We start from the raw sequence: 13,477 nt of genomic DNA, 5'->3' as shown, positions 1-13,477 counted from the left end.
GCAAATTATTTGCTCAGCAGTTCATTGCGCACAATCGCTGCGCCCGCGCTTAAAGCATTCAATTTGCCGCGAGCCACTTCGCGCGACAGAGGTGTCATACCGCAGTTAGTCGAAGGATAGAGCTTGTCAGCATCGACAAACTGCAGGGCTTTACGCAGGGTATCAGCCACTTGTTCAGGTGTCTCGATGTCGTTGGTTGCCACGTCAATCGCGCCGACCATCACTTTTTTACCCCGGATCAATTCAATCAGATCCATTGGCACGCGAGAGTTCTGACACTCAAGTGACACGATATCGATAGACGATTTTTGCAGTTTAGGGAACACTTCTTCGTACTGGCGCCACTCAGTACCCAGCGTCTTTTTCCAGTCAGTATTGGCTTTGATGCCGTAGCCATAGCAAATGTGAACGGCAGTTTCGCATTTCAGCCCTTCCACAGCGCGCTCTAAAGCCGCGATACCCCAGTCATTCACTTCATCGAAGAACACGTTAAATGCTGGCTCATCGAACTGAATAATGTCGATGCCCACAGCCTCTAACTCTTTGGCTTCCTGGTTAAGAATTTTGGCAAATTCCCAGGCCAGCTTCTCACGGCTTTTGTAGTGGTTATCATAAAGCGTGTCGATCATGGTCATCGGACCCGGCAGCGCCCACTTAATCGGTTGCTTGGTTTGCTGACGCAGGAATTTGGCATCTTCGATGAATACTGGCTTCATACGTTCTACCGCGCTAATGACGGTAGGTACGCTGGCATCATAGCGGTTACGAATTCTGACGATCTCGCGCTTCTGAAAATCCACGCCATTGAGATGTTCAATAAAAGTGGTGACAAAGTGCTGACGTGTTTGTTCGCCATCACTGACAATATCAATCCCTGCCTGTAATTGATCGTCCAGAATTAAACGCAACGCATCTTTTTTACCGTCAACCAGTTCCTGGCCTTGTAATTTCCACGGCGACCACAGGGTCTCAGGTTGTGCCAGCCAAGAGGGCTTCGGCAAACTGCCAGCAGTGGACGTCGGTAATAATGTTTTCATAAGTGAAGACCTTGTATTTTCGGTTAATCAAAGCGCGAAATTAGCAGACCATTGCTCAAGAATGTTTTGGTAAGGTTTGATGAAGTTCTCTTCAGTAAACTTACCCTGCTCAGTTGCCAACAGGCTACGCTCTTCGCGATCGTAAACGATGCGCGTTAATGAATGATCCTGGTGGTTCAGGCTTGGCTGAAAGCGTTGGCCCGCTGGTGAGTTCGCGTTGTAAATCTCCGGGCGATAAATTTTCTGGAACGTTTCCATGGTACTGATGGTGCTGATCAGCTCCAGATCGCTGTAATCACGCAGCAAATCACCAGAGAAGTAGAAGGCTAAAGGCGCAACGCTGTTGGCGGGCATGAAATAGCGCGCGTGTAATCCCATTTTATGGAAGTACTGGTCGGTCAATGAATATTCATCTTGCTGGTATTCAATGCCCAACACCGGGTGCTGATTGCCAGTACGGGTATACACATTCTTACTGGAAACGCTGAGGCAGATAACCGGTGCCTTGCTGAAGTGCTCTTTGTACTTGTCCGAATTAACGAAACTTTTAAAGATATTCCCATGCAGATCGCCAAAGTTTTCTGGCGTGCTGAATCCAGCATTGCGCTTGTTATGATCAGCCAGTAATACGCTGAAATCATAATCGCGCACGTAAGAGGAGAAGTTATTGCCAACAATCCCTTCAATGCGCTGATCGGTTTTTTTATCAACGATATGAGTTTTCAGGATTTCAATCACGGGGAACGTAGTGCCATTTCCCTCAATGTCCAGTTCTACAGAAATGATATCGAGTTCAACAGAATAACGATCGCTTTTTGGGTTATCCCAGGATGCCAGTGAGTTAAAGCGATTATCCATCATCTTTAAGGCGTTACGCAGGTTCTCTTGACGATGCTGGCCTCTCGCCAGGTTCGCAAAGTTAGTGGTAATACGCGTGCTTTCGGAAGGGTTGTAGTTCTCATCGAAAGTGGTTTTTTTCACGGTAAAGATAAAGTCTGCGTTCATTTGATCTGGCACCCTAAGTTCTGACAGAAAACCTGATTTCATTCCTGGGTTAGCAAGGCTGAAAGGTTTTTGTATTCACTAGACGTTTAGACGTCTAGAAGCTTTCACATGGCATCATTTATGCCAGAGTCTTGAGGTGAGGAAAAGTGATTTAATTTCACTGAACATGAAGCATCTTCATGATCTCTCATGTTGCCTGAAAGGTGTTCAATATATTGCGGGGAGAGGATCGTAGGGGCGGCCATTTGGCCGCCCGCTTAAGGATTCACCTCTTCAAGTCGGCGATTCAGGGTGCGAGGGCCATAAACCCCAATGGTAAACACCACTATCGCCATCGCGCCAGAAATCACGGCGAAGACTGAACTCACACCCATTTCACTCAACACCCAGGCAATGGTAAAGCCAGACAGCATGCCGCTGATGCGGCTAACGGAATAGACCAGGCCAATCGCTTTGGCGCGAAAACGTGTCGGGAACAGTTCAGCCTGATAGGCACGATAAGAGAAGGTCATACAGGTACTGGCCAGCGACAGCAACAGCCCCAATGTCACCAGCATCACCGGTTGTGACTGCCAGGAGAAAATAGTACCGACGATGGCAATCGCCAGAGCAGAACCGCTCACCAGCCACTTACGTTCAATGCGGTCAGCAAATGTCATCGCCACCAGCGGTCCCAGCGGGCTGGCAAACGCAATCAGAAACGAATAGAGCAGGCTGTGAGTAAAGGTCACCCCTTTTGCTGCCAGTAAGGTCGGGATCCAACTGGCAAAACCGTAATAACCAATTGACTGAAAGAAATTAAACACCAGCAGCATGATGGTGCGTCGACGATACGGCGGGCGCCACATCTCATTCTTCACCGCAGGCTTAGCTTCAGTTGGGATGCACTGCTGCAGATCCACTGCGGGTAGGGCAGAACCGGTCGATTTCGCTACACGCGCTTCCAGTCTGCGCACCACATCCTCAGCTTCTTTATAACGACCTTGTTCAACCAGCCAGCGCGGGCTTTCTGGCAAGCCCATACGAATAATCCACACCAGGATCGCACCGATACAGCCAAACAGCACCACCCAACGCCAGCCACTCAAACCCAGTATCTCTTGCGGCACTAACTGCCACGAAAGGAAGGCGATAGTAGGAATGGAGGTGTACTGAATCGCTTGCACAAAGGCATAAGAACGCCCGCGCAGACGTGCAGGAATAAATTCCGAGACGTAGGCGTCAATCGTCACCAGTTCAGCACCGACGCCGATACCGGAAATAATGCGCCAAAACACCACGGCAAAAGGGTGATGCTGTAAAGCCATGATGCCACTGGCCACCGCATAAATGAGCAGCGCAATGATAAACACCTTCTTACGTCCGATACGGTCAGCCAAATTGGCGATAAGCAACGTACCAAGGAACACACCGAGAAACATCGCCGCGACGAAGGCACCCAGGCTGGTAGGATCAAAAAAGTTATGGCTGCCGTGGGAAAAAATACCTTCACGCACCATGCCGGGACCGATATAAGCGGTCAGAAACACATCGTAGACCTCAAACCAGCCACCCAGCGCCAGGGCGAAGATGATCAGCCATAGGGGACGGGCGGCGGGCAAGCGCTCCAGCCGCGCAGAGAGTTGCGCGCCAAAGGCTTTTCCCTCTTCAGGTGTGAAATTCTCGCGCCAGGTCATCGGAGGCGGTATCGACTCGCTCAGTGAAATTTTCTTAAGCACGGTAGGGTACTCCGTTGTTTTATATTATTTTTTATGCAGGTTTATAAGGGACGCCATGTTCTGGCGACCCGACATATCGCGCGACCCTGATCCAGAGTGCGCAGACGAAATCATTAAACCGGGCAGCCCTTCGCACGCAGGATCGCGTTGAAACGCTCGGGATCGTTGTTACCGGCGATATTGCTGGCGCGGATCTTCTCTTCACGCTGGGCGTGCTGTTGTATTCGTGGCAGCAGGACACTCAGCTCATCTTGTCGGATGGCTATCACGCCGTCTGTATCAGCCACGATCAAATCTCCTGGCGACACCACTAACCCCGCGCAATGTACGGTGGAATTCACTTCACCAGGGCCTTCTTTCGAAGGACCGCGTAAGGTATTGCCACGCGCCCAGCAGGCAATGCCGCCTTCGGCCCACTCATTCAGATCGCGCACGGCACCATCAATCACGAAACCGGCAATCTTTTTGGTCACGGCGGAGGTCCGCATCAGACCCCCAATCAATGCCTGGGTCAGATCGCCCGATCCATCAACCACGATCACATCGCCGGGCTGTGCCATCTCAATGGCTTTGTGAATCATCAGGTTATCGCCTGGACGAACCTTTACGGTGATGGCTGGCCCGCACAGCACCAGGTTTGCATCGTTGTGATACGCCTGCAATCCAATGGCACCGACACTGCGCCCCATCGAATCACCAATATTTGGCACTGGCAGTGCGCGGAAGGCATCAATCACGCCCGCATCAATCTGTGCGCCACGCTCACCGATGAAATAGCCAATGGGCCAGTCTTTATGAATCGTCATGTGTTAACTCCGGTTAAGCGCCTGTGGATTGACACAGGCTGAGAGGTTGATCTGTTGGTTATCGAGAAAAGCCAGACATTGGCGTGCGGCGCTCTGTGCCACGGCATCCAGCGCCTGTGGGGTGGAACCGCCAATATGCGGGGTGATGATCAGGTTGCCGAGCGCGCGGAAAGGATGATCTGCCGCCAGCGGCTCTTGGGTTACCGTATCCAGTGCGGCAGCGCGTAACTGCCCGCTTTGTAGCGCGGCAATCAGTGCCTCTTCGTCAATCAGTTCACCCCGCGCGGTATTGATCAGCGTGGCGTGCGCTGGCAGCTGCGCCAGACTTTGCGCGTTAATCATCAGACGCGTTTTCGGTGTCACCGGACAGTGCAGACTGAGTACATCTGCCAGTGGCAGCAGCGCGTCCAACGTCGCGCAGCGCTGTGCACCTTCTAAGTCCGCATCGGCGGGGGTAGCAGGGTCGAAAAATGCGACCTTCATCCCAATCACGCGGGCGAAACGCGCCACTCGGCGGCCAATTTCGCCAAAGCCCACCAGACCCAGGGTTTTGCCTTGCAGCTCCTCGCCATCGCCGCTGCGCGTCCAGCGTCCGGCGGTGACTTCCTGCTGGAAAAAGGGCAGGCGGCGCGCGCAATTCAGCATCAGTGCCAGTGTCAGTTCCGCAACCGATTGAGCATTGGTGGCTGGCGTGGTTAACACCGGAATGCCACGCTCCGTGGCTGCGGCAACGTCAATATTGGTCACGCCCACGCCATGCTTGCAGATGATTTTCAGCGTAGGGCAGGCGTTAATGGCCTTGGCATTCAGCACCACAGTGCGCGAAATCACCGCATCGTACGCCACGGTGCTCATGCGATGTTCGACCTCCGCAATGTCGTTGGCGTCAGCAAGATAATCCACCGTGCAACCGGCCTCAGCGAGAAGCTGACGGCCTCCCTGGCCAAGGCTCGTGGTGGTCACGAGAAAGCGATAACTCATGTCGATTCTCCAATAGGGTTTACGTCATCCTGGCATCGACAATCGATAAAAAATATTCTGCGAAGGTTATTAATTCATTCCCTAAAGGAATCAGTGTGCAAAATTCGCGCATCCGGGCTGACCGACTAAGCACCGTTTTATGTTGGATAATTGTTAACGTCATGATCGAAAATCAGGAGGATCATGCCAGTCCCTACTCTTTAGGATTTTTACTCATAAACAGGGCGAAAACCCTGAAGCCGTAAGTGGCGCAGGCCGCATAAGTGCCGTTAAAAACCCTGACTCATAGTGTGATCTACTTCAAAAAACACTCTCAACACCCTGATGCCTGTCAAATATTTTATCGCCGCTGTTTTGAGCAGAAGGCGATGGAATGTTGAGCAGGCTTGGCGGTGAGCAATTTTTAGCCGCACGAAATGATAAATGTAACTAAAGTCACCGAGTGTACCGTTTGGTTCATTAACAACTACATAATAGAACGGTTACATCATGTATCAGTCCAAAGATCTGCTCGCCGTACTGGGTCGCGTTATGGCGGTCGGTCTGTTCTTCACGTCGGGTCTCGACAAAATCACCCACTACGCTGACAACCTGCAAACCATGGCGGACAACGGCGTACCCGGTTTCTTCCTGCCGTTGGTCATCCTGTTGGAAGTGGGTGGTGGGTTGGCGATCGCACTTGGTTTTCTCACACGCTTTACCGCGATATTTATGGCGGTGTTTTCAGTGGTGGCGGGGTTCCTGTTTTATCAGGGCTACAGCCACGCGCACCTGATGGTGTGGTTGAAAAACATCTCCTGCGCGGCAGGATTCCTGATGCTGTGCCTACACGGTGGTGGCAAATGGAGCCTTGATCATCTTATTCAGCAACGCCTCGCGCGCCACTGAGCATTCCCTCTAACACCTTCATTTTTAGGACAACATCGATGAAAAAACTTCCGACAGTGCTGCTGTGCGGCGGAATACTCTGTGCCTCAGCACATGCCGCCGAACCGGTTAACCAGATTGCGGTATTAACCCATCATCAGGCGCAGCAACTGGTGGCTAAGGCGGAGCAAATTATTGACCGTCATCACATTGGCGGCGCGATTGCCGTGGTCGATCCTTTCGGCCAGTTGATTGCCTATGAGCGTCTGGATGGCGCGACGCTCGCCAACAGCGAGCTGGCACCGAAGAAAGCCCACTCGGCAGCCGCCTTTGGTGCACCTACCGCCAGCTTCCAGCAGAAAATAGCCGCCGGAAACATCGGCCTGTTAGGTAACCCTGCGGTGGTGCCGTTGCCGGGTGGCGAGCCGGTGAAAATTGATGGTGTAGTGGTCGGTGCGATTGGTGTCAGCACGCCAGATGGCAACGTGGATGCAGAAGCCGCGCAAGGCGCGCTGTCGGCGTTGAAAGCAGGTTAGCCATGGAAAGAAGACGCTTTTTACAGCTGATGATGGCAACGCCCGTGATTGTGTCGATCCCGCTGCAGCCGTTGCTGGCCGCACCGGCTGACGCCTCACAATCACTGTTGCTGCGCGCCAGTGAATTACTGACCGGACGCCGTGGCCTCGACGTCGGTATCACCGAACGCTTGTGGACGCTGTTGTGCCAACAGGACGCTGAGTTTCCCGCGCAGCTCGCGCGGTTAATGACCCGGCTCAACGCACTGCGCAGTGAAGATCGTGAGCAGATCGTCACGCAGCTGGATGATGCCGATGTCAAAACCGCGTTAACCATCATTTCGCCGTGGTACCTCGGTTATACCGGGCATCCCTCCACTACCAAAGCGGTGGATGACGCCCATTTCGTTACTTTCCTGTCCGCGCTGATGTACGAACCCACCCGCGACCATACCATTCGGCCAAGCTACGCCAGAGCGGGCGGTGACTACTGGGCTGAGGTGCCGGCTGGTGTGACCGCGCCACCGATGTCAGCGCAGATCCGCGAATGGGGCGATCTTTCGCCTCTCGCCGCCAACGCGATTAAACCGCCTGAAGCCCCCTGGTTACTGATGGTGCAAGGCAAAGCCAAAACCCTCGTGGAAGCCGAGGCGATGCTGGCGCAGCACAACAACACATAACAAGAATCGAGCAGGTATATCATGAGTGAATTTGATGCCGACGTGGTCATCGTCGGCTCCGGTGCGCTGGGCGCCAACGCCGCTTATCAACTGGCGAAAGCAGGCAAATCGGTGATTATGCTGGAAGCAGGGTCTTACATTCCACGCTGGAAAGTGGTGGAAAATTACCGCAACGGTGCCAGTAAACGTAACTGGTGCACACCCTATCCTAATCTGCCATGGGCGCCGAACTCTTATACCGATGGCTATATCGACGCTAAAGGTGACGATGATTTCCAGTATGTCACAAGCTACTTGCGCGTAGCAGGGGGCAGCACCCGCCACTGGGCATCGGCCTGCTGGCGTCTGCTGCCCAACGATTTCAAGCTTAAAAGTGTCTACGGCGTGGGCCGAGACTGGCCATTTGAATACGGTGAGCTGGAGCCGTGGTACGTCAAAGCCGAGCGTGAAATTGGTGTGGTAGGCACCGCGAATGAAGACCAGAGCGGACAAGGGCGCGGTCACTATCCGCCGCGCTCCGCAGCGTACCCGCTGCCGCCGGAAGCCAAGCCGTACATGGTGCAGCGCATGCAGTCAAAGCTGGGGCCGATGGGTTATCAGGTGATCCACGAACCTCATGCGCGCGTCTCACGTCCTTATGATGGCCGTCCAGCTTGTGCCGGCAACAATAACTGTGAGCCGATTTGTCCGATTGGCGCCATGTACTCGGGGGACATGCACGTCGATAAAGCCGTCGCGCTGGGCGTGCAACTGCGCACCGAGTGTGTGGCGTGGAAACTGGAGAAGGGCGCCAGTAACAAAATTGTCGCGCTGCACTATCGCCAGCCTGACGGCAAAGACACGCGACTCACAGCGAAAACCTTCATCATTGCCGCACACGGACTGGAAACCCCGAAACTGCTGCTGATGAACGATGTCGCCAACAGTTCAGACCAGGTCGGCCGCAACCTGATGGATCACACCGGCTTAAGCCTGACCTTCCTCGCGGATGAACCGCTGTGGACCGGACGCGGATCGGTGCAGCACGGTACCATTGCAAATCGTCGCGATGAGGCCAGCCGCGCGCAGCACTCTGCTATACGTTATTCGCTGCGTAATCTGGTGCCGAATGTCGATGTCACCGTGCCGCTGCTCAAGCAGGGCATGATGGGCCAGGCGCTGGATGATGCCATCCGCGACCGGGCATCACGCATCATGAATATCAGTACCATGAGTGAAACGCTGCCCAGCCCCACCAACCGGGTGACACCCAACTACGACCGTAAAGATTCGATCGGTTTGCCGATGCTCAACGTGAATTATCACCTTGATGACTACGTACGTGGCATGCGCCCGCAGGCCTACAAAGATTTCGCCAACTTCCTGCAAGCCTTTAACGGTGAAGTGATCGAAGCCCCAACCGGATGGCGCAATCAATACCACATTATGGGCACCACCATCATGGGCGATAACCCGCGTGATTCAGTGGTGGATGAACACTGTCGCAGTTGGGATCATCCCAACCTGTTCCTCGCCACCACTGGCGTGATGCCGACATCCGCCACCGTCAACCCGACGCTCACCGGTATTGCGCTGGCGTTGCGCATGGCTGACACCATTGCGAGGGAGATCTGATGATGCGCAAACAGCTCAGGCATCTCGCTGCGGCTAGCCTATTGGTCGCCGGATTCGCGCAGGCACAAGATGCCTCGCCCGATTTGGTCAAGCGTGGAGAGTATCTGGCCACTGCCGGTGACTGTTCCGCCTGTCATCGCGATCCGCACAGCGGTCAACCTTTCTCAGGCGGCTTCGCCATTCAGTCGCCGATGGGCATGATTTACGGCTCAAACATTACGCCATCGAAAACGGCAGGCATCGGCAATTACAGCCTGGCCGACTTCACGGATGTGATGCGCAAAGGGAAAGCGCCGGGCAATCACTACCTCTATCCGGCGATGCCTTACACCGCATTTGCGGGCTTATCCGATGAGGATATCCACGCGCTTTACTCCTATCTGATGCTGGGCGTGCCAGCCGACGATCATCCCGCGCCGGAAACCGACCTGCCGTTCCCGTTTTCCTTCCGTCCGGTGATGGCGGTGTGGAATCTGATGTTCCTTGATAGTCGCGCCGTTCCGGGCAGCGATGCGGCAGCGGGCAGTACCGAACGCGGCGAATATCTGGTACGCACCTTGGCGCACTGCTCCACCTGCCATACGCCGCGCAACGGCATGATGGCTGAACAGGGCGATCGCTTCTTATCCGGTGGCAAAGTTGGCAGTTGGACTGCGCCGAATATCACGCCGGATAAGCAGGCCGGCATCGGTGACTGGAGTGAAGCCGAAATTGTCACCTACCTGCGCACGGGTGCGCTGCACGGTAAAGCGATTGCTGCCGGGGAGATGGGGACAGCGGTACAGAACTCGTTCTCGAAAATGCAGCAGAGCGATCTCGCCGCTATGGCACATTACCTGAAACAGGTCACGCCGATTGGCGGAGCAGATCGTAAAGCACCTGCTGTGGTTCCTCAGCCGACGCCACTTTCCGCCATTGAAACCGGCATGAAAGAGAGCATCACCGATTATGTTTCGGGTGAAGGGATGAGTGGTGCGCAGCTCTATAACGGTGCCTGTGCAACCTGCCATGCCAGTGACGGGCGCGGCACGCACGATGCGCAGCACTTTTATCCTTCACTGGTGGGTTCGTCGGCCGTGCTGTCGGACGATCCGGCCAATCTGATCATGACCATTGCAGAAGGTGTGGATCGTAAAACCGATGGCGATCATGCCTTTATGCCAGAGTTTCGCACTCAATTCTCACAGGCCGAGCTGACCAAAGTCGCGGATTACGTCTCAACTAACTTTGGTCATCCGCAACATGCCGTGACTGCCACCGATGTTGAACAAACCCTGAAAGGGGAAAGCGGCAGCTGGTTGATGCGCTATGCGCATGTGTTAAGCATTGCCGGCGGCGTTGTGGCGCTGCTGGTGATCATTTTGGCGTTAATCATGGTGCTGCGCCGAAGGAAATAATCGTTGGGGAGCGCAGCGGAGGATTGCTGAGGACTTGAGTGATATGCCGGTGCGCATCGATGCGCACCCTACAAAAAACGCGCAATGACTATGTCACTGGGCGATGACTTTGTAGGGGCGCCATTTATGGCGACCGGTAGCGCCCAGGTAAGCAATATCCACCGTCGTGCTGCCCGTTTTTAGTGATACCGTTGTTTATGGAGAAGTGACATGAAAAAGGCCTTATCTCTGGCTCTGTTGACTACCGCTCTACTGGGTTCTGCGGCGGCACACGCCACCTTGACCCAAACCATTCTTTCGCAGGGTGATGCCCAGAAACTGATCGCCAGCGCACAGGAAAAAGCGCGTGCACTCAATGCGAATGTCTGCATTGCGGTATTGGATCAGTCGGGTCAGCTGCTGGCATTTAACCGGATGGACAATGCGCCGGTGGGCTGCATCGATTCCTCGATCCTCAAAGGCCGTGCGGCGGCGCTGTATCGCACTCCTACGGACAAATATATGGATCGTGCCAACGGCAAAGAGCCGGCTATTGCGACTTTACCTGGCGTGATCCCGTTGGGCGGTGGCTCACCGGTGGTGTGGCAGAACAACACCATTGGCGCAGTCGGCGTGAGTGGTTCCGCTAACCCGAATGAAATCGCCATTGCCAAAGCGGCCAGCGACAGTTTTAAATAGTCACCATAGTGCGCCCGTCGCCGCCCGTCACCGACTGCGGGCGTGCCAAGGCGCGTCCCAATCAAAGGATTGCGGCGCGATTTATCGCGCTGTATTGAATTCCCATCCCCCATCAAGTTCTTCCATCATCCGCCGATAGTCTCTTCTGAGGGATGTACGCGCACAGGGAGTGGTTCTTTTTAACCGAAAAAGTGTCAACCCCAGGAGCGCCATAATGGCCAAACACGCATCAAAGAAAACTATGAGCACCCGCACGCAAATGCTGCTGACGGGCGCCATCACGATTACCCTTGGCTTTGCTGTCACCATCGGCGTACTTAGCTGGCAGTCCAGCAATGAGCAGAAATCGCTGGCGGAAAACTATTTACAACAGATTGCTCAAACCCAGGCACTGCAAATCCAGCAGGAGTTGAGCTATGCGCGCGATGTGGCGCATAACCTCGGACATAGCCTGATCGCACTACCCGAAGCGGGCATCCAGGATCGTAAGGTCGCGGACAAAGTGATGGAGTCTGCGTTACGCGACAATCCTGATTATCTTTCCGTATCCGTTATCTTCGAAGAGAATGCTTTCGACGGGCGTGATGCTGAATTCGCCACGCAACCGAATGCGGCACCCAAAGGGCGTTACGCTTACTTTGTCGACCGCGATCAGTCAGGCAAATTCAATATGCATCCGCTCACCTCGATCTTTACGCCGGGTCAGGGTGACTACTATCTGCTGCCGCAGAAGAGTCAAAAGGATACGCTGATTGAACCCTACAGCTATGCCTACAATGGTATTCCTACCTTACTGACATCCGTCGCAGCACCCATCATCAGTAAAGGCAAATTATGGGGTGTGGTGACGTCAGACATCTCACTGGCCTCGCTGCAAGAAAAAGTCAACAAGATCAAACCCTGGGAGGGCGTGGGTTATGCCATGTTGCTCTCCAGCGCAGGGAATGTGGTCTCTTACCCGGATAAGAATCAGACCAGCAAAGCGTGGAAAGGCGATACCCACAGTTTTAGCGCTTCGGCGTATGAGCAGCACGACAATATCCTCGGTGAGGATGCGCTGGTGACCTGGCAACCGATTGTCATCGGCAATAGCGATCAGAAGTGGTATCTCGGCGTGGTGGCCCCGGTGAGTCAAGTGATGGCAGCCGCGCATCGCCAGTTGATCAATGCCGTGATCCTGATGATCATCAGTATTCTGGTGGTGTGCGCACTACTTGGCGTGTTGTTTAACCGCAAGGTGCTCAAACCGATTGGTGGCGAGCCACTGGAAGCGGCAACCATCGCGTTAGCGGTGGCGGACGGTAAGCTCGACAATGTCATCACCCTGAAAGCGCGTGATAACAACAGCTTGTTCTATGCGCTGCACACCATGCAGAATCAGTTGCGCGAAATTGTCGGACAGATTCAGGATGCCAGTTCATCGGTGCGACAAGGTGCCGGGGAGATCGCCAGCGGCAACCTCAACCTGGCATCTCGCACCGAAGAGCAGGCGGCAGCACTGGAGCAAACCGCTGCCAGCATGGAGCAGATCACCGCCACAGTGAAACATAACGCCAGTAATGCACATCAGGCCACGGAACTGACGGAAAATGCCACGCAGATTGCCAGCCGGGGTGAAACGCTGGTGGGGGAAGTGGTGCAGACCATGGCGCAGATTGACGAGAGTGCGAAGAAAATTGGCGACATCACCGCCATCATCAACAGTATCGCGTTCCAGACGAATATTCTGGCGCTTAATGCCGCAGTCGAAGCGGCACGTGCTGGTGAACAAGGTCGCGGCTTCGCGGTGGTGGCCTCTGAAGTGCGTAACCTGGCACAGCGCAGTGCCAACGCAGTGAAAGAGATTGCGGCGCTGATCGAGGAGTCCAGCCAGCGTGTCGGCAGCGGTGTGCAACTGGTGCAGGATGCAGGTAAAACCATGCAGGAAATGACGCAAGCGGTAAACTCGGTGCGGACCATCATCGGTGAGATTGTGGTGGCTTCCGATGAGCAGGCGCGCGGCATCAGCCAGGTGACTATCGCGGTGAACGAGATGGACGGCACCACGCAGCAAAACGCCGCACTGGTGCAAGAGATGTCGGCTGCCGCCAGTTCACTGGAGGATCAGGCGGCACAATTGGCGCTTACGGTGGGACGTTTTCAGTTGAGTTAAATTGACGAGGCGTTCATTGTGTAGCGG

The 13,477-nt window shown here is 54.5% G+C and carries 12 protein-coding genes; 7 read left to right on the top strand and 5 right to left on the bottom strand.

Annotated elements, in window-relative coordinates; translation table 11 throughout:
- Positions 1 to 5: 5 nt before the first annotated feature.
- From ACPUC8_RS23970 to ACPUC8_RS23950, 5 genes are all read right to left on the bottom strand, one after another.
- Complete coding sequence (locus ACPUC8_RS23970; protein WP_039333895.1) at positions 6 to 1,037, bottom strand: methionine synthase; 1,032 nt, start codon at positions 1,035 to 1,037, stop codon at positions 6 to 8.
- Between the two features lie 27 nt (positions 1,038 to 1,064).
- Positions 1,065 to 2,042 carry a DUF1852 domain-containing protein gene (locus ACPUC8_RS23965; protein WP_494927554.1) on the bottom strand — a complete coding sequence of 326 codons (978 nt, stop codon included), beginning with the start codon at positions 2,040 to 2,042 and terminating at the stop codon, positions 1,065 to 1,067.
- Between the two features lie 257 nt (positions 2,043 to 2,299).
- Positions 2,300 to 3,760 (bottom strand): MFS transporter, encoded by a 1,461-nt coding sequence (locus tag ACPUC8_RS23960; protein WP_494927553.1) that lies wholly within the window; start codon positions 3,758 to 3,760, stop codon positions 2,300 to 2,302.
- A 113-nt stretch (positions 3,761 to 3,873) separates the two neighbouring features.
- Entirely contained in the window at positions 3,874 to 4,566 is a 693-nt protein-coding gene (locus ACPUC8_RS23955; protein WP_494927552.1) for an RraA family protein, read from the bottom strand.
- Between the two features lie 3 nt (positions 4,567 to 4,569).
- A complete protein-coding gene (locus ACPUC8_RS23950) occupies positions 4,570 to 5,547 on the bottom strand; it encodes a hydroxyacid dehydrogenase (RefSeq protein WP_039333889.1) in 978 nt (325 codons plus the stop codon).
- A 489-nt stretch (positions 5,548 to 6,036) separates the two neighbouring features.
- Here ACPUC8_RS23950 and ACPUC8_RS23945 point away from each other — a divergent pair, with 489 nt between their 5' ends.
- The 7 genes from ACPUC8_RS23945 to ACPUC8_RS23915 all read left to right on the top strand — a co-directional run bounded on the left by ACPUC8_RS23945 (position 6,037) and on the right by ACPUC8_RS23915 (position 13,450).
- The gene (locus tag ACPUC8_RS23945; RefSeq protein WP_039333887.1) at positions 6,037 to 6,435 is read left to right on the top strand and encodes a DoxX family protein; all 399 of its coding nucleotides are present in this window, start codon (positions 6,037 to 6,039) and stop codon (positions 6,433 to 6,435) included.
- Between the two features lie 38 nt (positions 6,436 to 6,473).
- Positions 6,474 to 6,950, top strand: a complete 477-nt coding sequence (locus tag ACPUC8_RS23940; RefSeq protein ID WP_494927551.1) for a GlcG/HbpS family heme-binding protein — start codon at positions 6,474 to 6,476, stop codon at positions 6,948 to 6,950.
- A 2-nt stretch (positions 6,951 to 6,952) separates the two neighbouring features.
- The gene (locus ACPUC8_RS23935) at positions 6,953 to 7,609 is read left to right on the top strand and encodes a sugar dehydrogenase complex small subunit (protein WP_039333883.1); all 657 of its coding nucleotides are present in this window, start codon (positions 6,953 to 6,955) and stop codon (positions 7,607 to 7,609) included.
- A 21-nt stretch (positions 7,610 to 7,630) separates the two neighbouring features.
- Positions 7,631 to 9,223, top strand: coding sequence for a GMC family oxidoreductase (locus tag ACPUC8_RS23930; protein WP_039333881.1), 1,593 nt, complete (start codon positions 7,631 to 7,633; stop codon positions 9,221 to 9,223).
- Positions 9,223 to 10,620: a c-type cytochrome gene (locus ACPUC8_RS23925; RefSeq protein WP_494927550.1), complete on the top strand. Its 1,398-nt coding sequence runs from the start codon at positions 9,223 to 9,225 to the stop codon at positions 10,618 to 10,620. The genes ACPUC8_RS23930 and ACPUC8_RS23925 overlap by 1 nt, the downstream gene beginning before the upstream one ends.
- Positions 10,621 to 10,830: 210 nt before the next feature.
- Positions 10,831 to 11,298, top strand: coding sequence for a GlcG/HbpS family heme-binding protein (locus ACPUC8_RS23920; RefSeq protein WP_058972434.1), 468 nt, complete (start codon positions 10,831 to 10,833; stop codon positions 11,296 to 11,298).
- 214 nt (positions 11,299 to 11,512) lie between these two features.
- A complete protein-coding gene (locus ACPUC8_RS23915) occupies positions 11,513 to 13,450 on the top strand; it encodes a methyl-accepting chemotaxis protein (protein ID WP_494927549.1) in 1,938 nt (645 codons plus the stop codon).
- The last annotated feature ends 27 nt before the right edge of the window (positions 13,451 to 13,477 follow it).

The sequence above is a fragment of the Pantoea sp. CFCC18177 genome, from assembly GCF_059412425.1.
The sequence above is the reverse complement of the archived record's forward strand: the minus strand, read 5'-3'. Positions and strand labels throughout refer to the sequence as shown.

What these genes read in the sequence shown, in the direction of transcription:
- ACPUC8_RS23970 (WP_039333895.1), bottom strand. Translation starts at nt 1,037, where the DNA reads ATGAAAACATTATTACCGACGTCCACTGCTGGCAGTTTGCCGAAGCCC.
- ACPUC8_RS23965 (WP_494927554.1), bottom strand. Translation starts at nt 2,042, where the DNA reads ATGAACGCAGACTTTATCTTTACCGTGAAAAAAACCACTTTCGATGAG.
- ACPUC8_RS23955 (WP_494927552.1), bottom strand. Translation starts at nt 4,566, where the DNA reads ATGACGATTCATAAAGACTGGCCCATTGGCTATTTCATCGGTGAGCGT.
- ACPUC8_RS23950 (WP_039333889.1), bottom strand. Translation starts at nt 5,547, where the DNA reads ATGAGTTATCGCTTTCTCGTGACCACCACGAGCCTTGGCCAGGGAGGC.
- ACPUC8_RS23945 (WP_039333887.1), top strand. Translation starts at nt 6,037, where the DNA reads ATGTATCAGTCCAAAGATCTGCTCGCCGTACTGGGTCGCGTTATGGCG.
- ACPUC8_RS23940 (WP_494927551.1), top strand. Translation starts at nt 6,474, where the DNA reads ATGAAAAAACTTCCGACAGTGCTGCTGTGCGGCGGAATACTCTGTGCC.
- ACPUC8_RS23935 (WP_039333883.1), top strand. Translation starts at nt 6,953, where the DNA reads ATGGAAAGAAGACGCTTTTTACAGCTGATGATGGCAACGCCCGTGATT.
- ACPUC8_RS23930 (WP_039333881.1), top strand. Translation starts at nt 7,631, where the DNA reads ATGAGTGAATTTGATGCCGACGTGGTCATCGTCGGCTCCGGTGCGCTG.
- ACPUC8_RS23925 (WP_494927550.1), top strand. Translation starts at nt 9,223, where the DNA reads ATGATGCGCAAACAGCTCAGGCATCTCGCTGCGGCTAGCCTATTGGTC.
- ACPUC8_RS23920 (WP_058972434.1), top strand. Translation starts at nt 10,831, where the DNA reads ATGAAAAAGGCCTTATCTCTGGCTCTGTTGACTACCGCTCTACTGGGT.
- ACPUC8_RS23915 (WP_494927549.1), top strand. Translation starts at nt 11,513, where the DNA reads ATGGCCAAACACGCATCAAAGAAAACTATGAGCACCCGCACGCAAATG.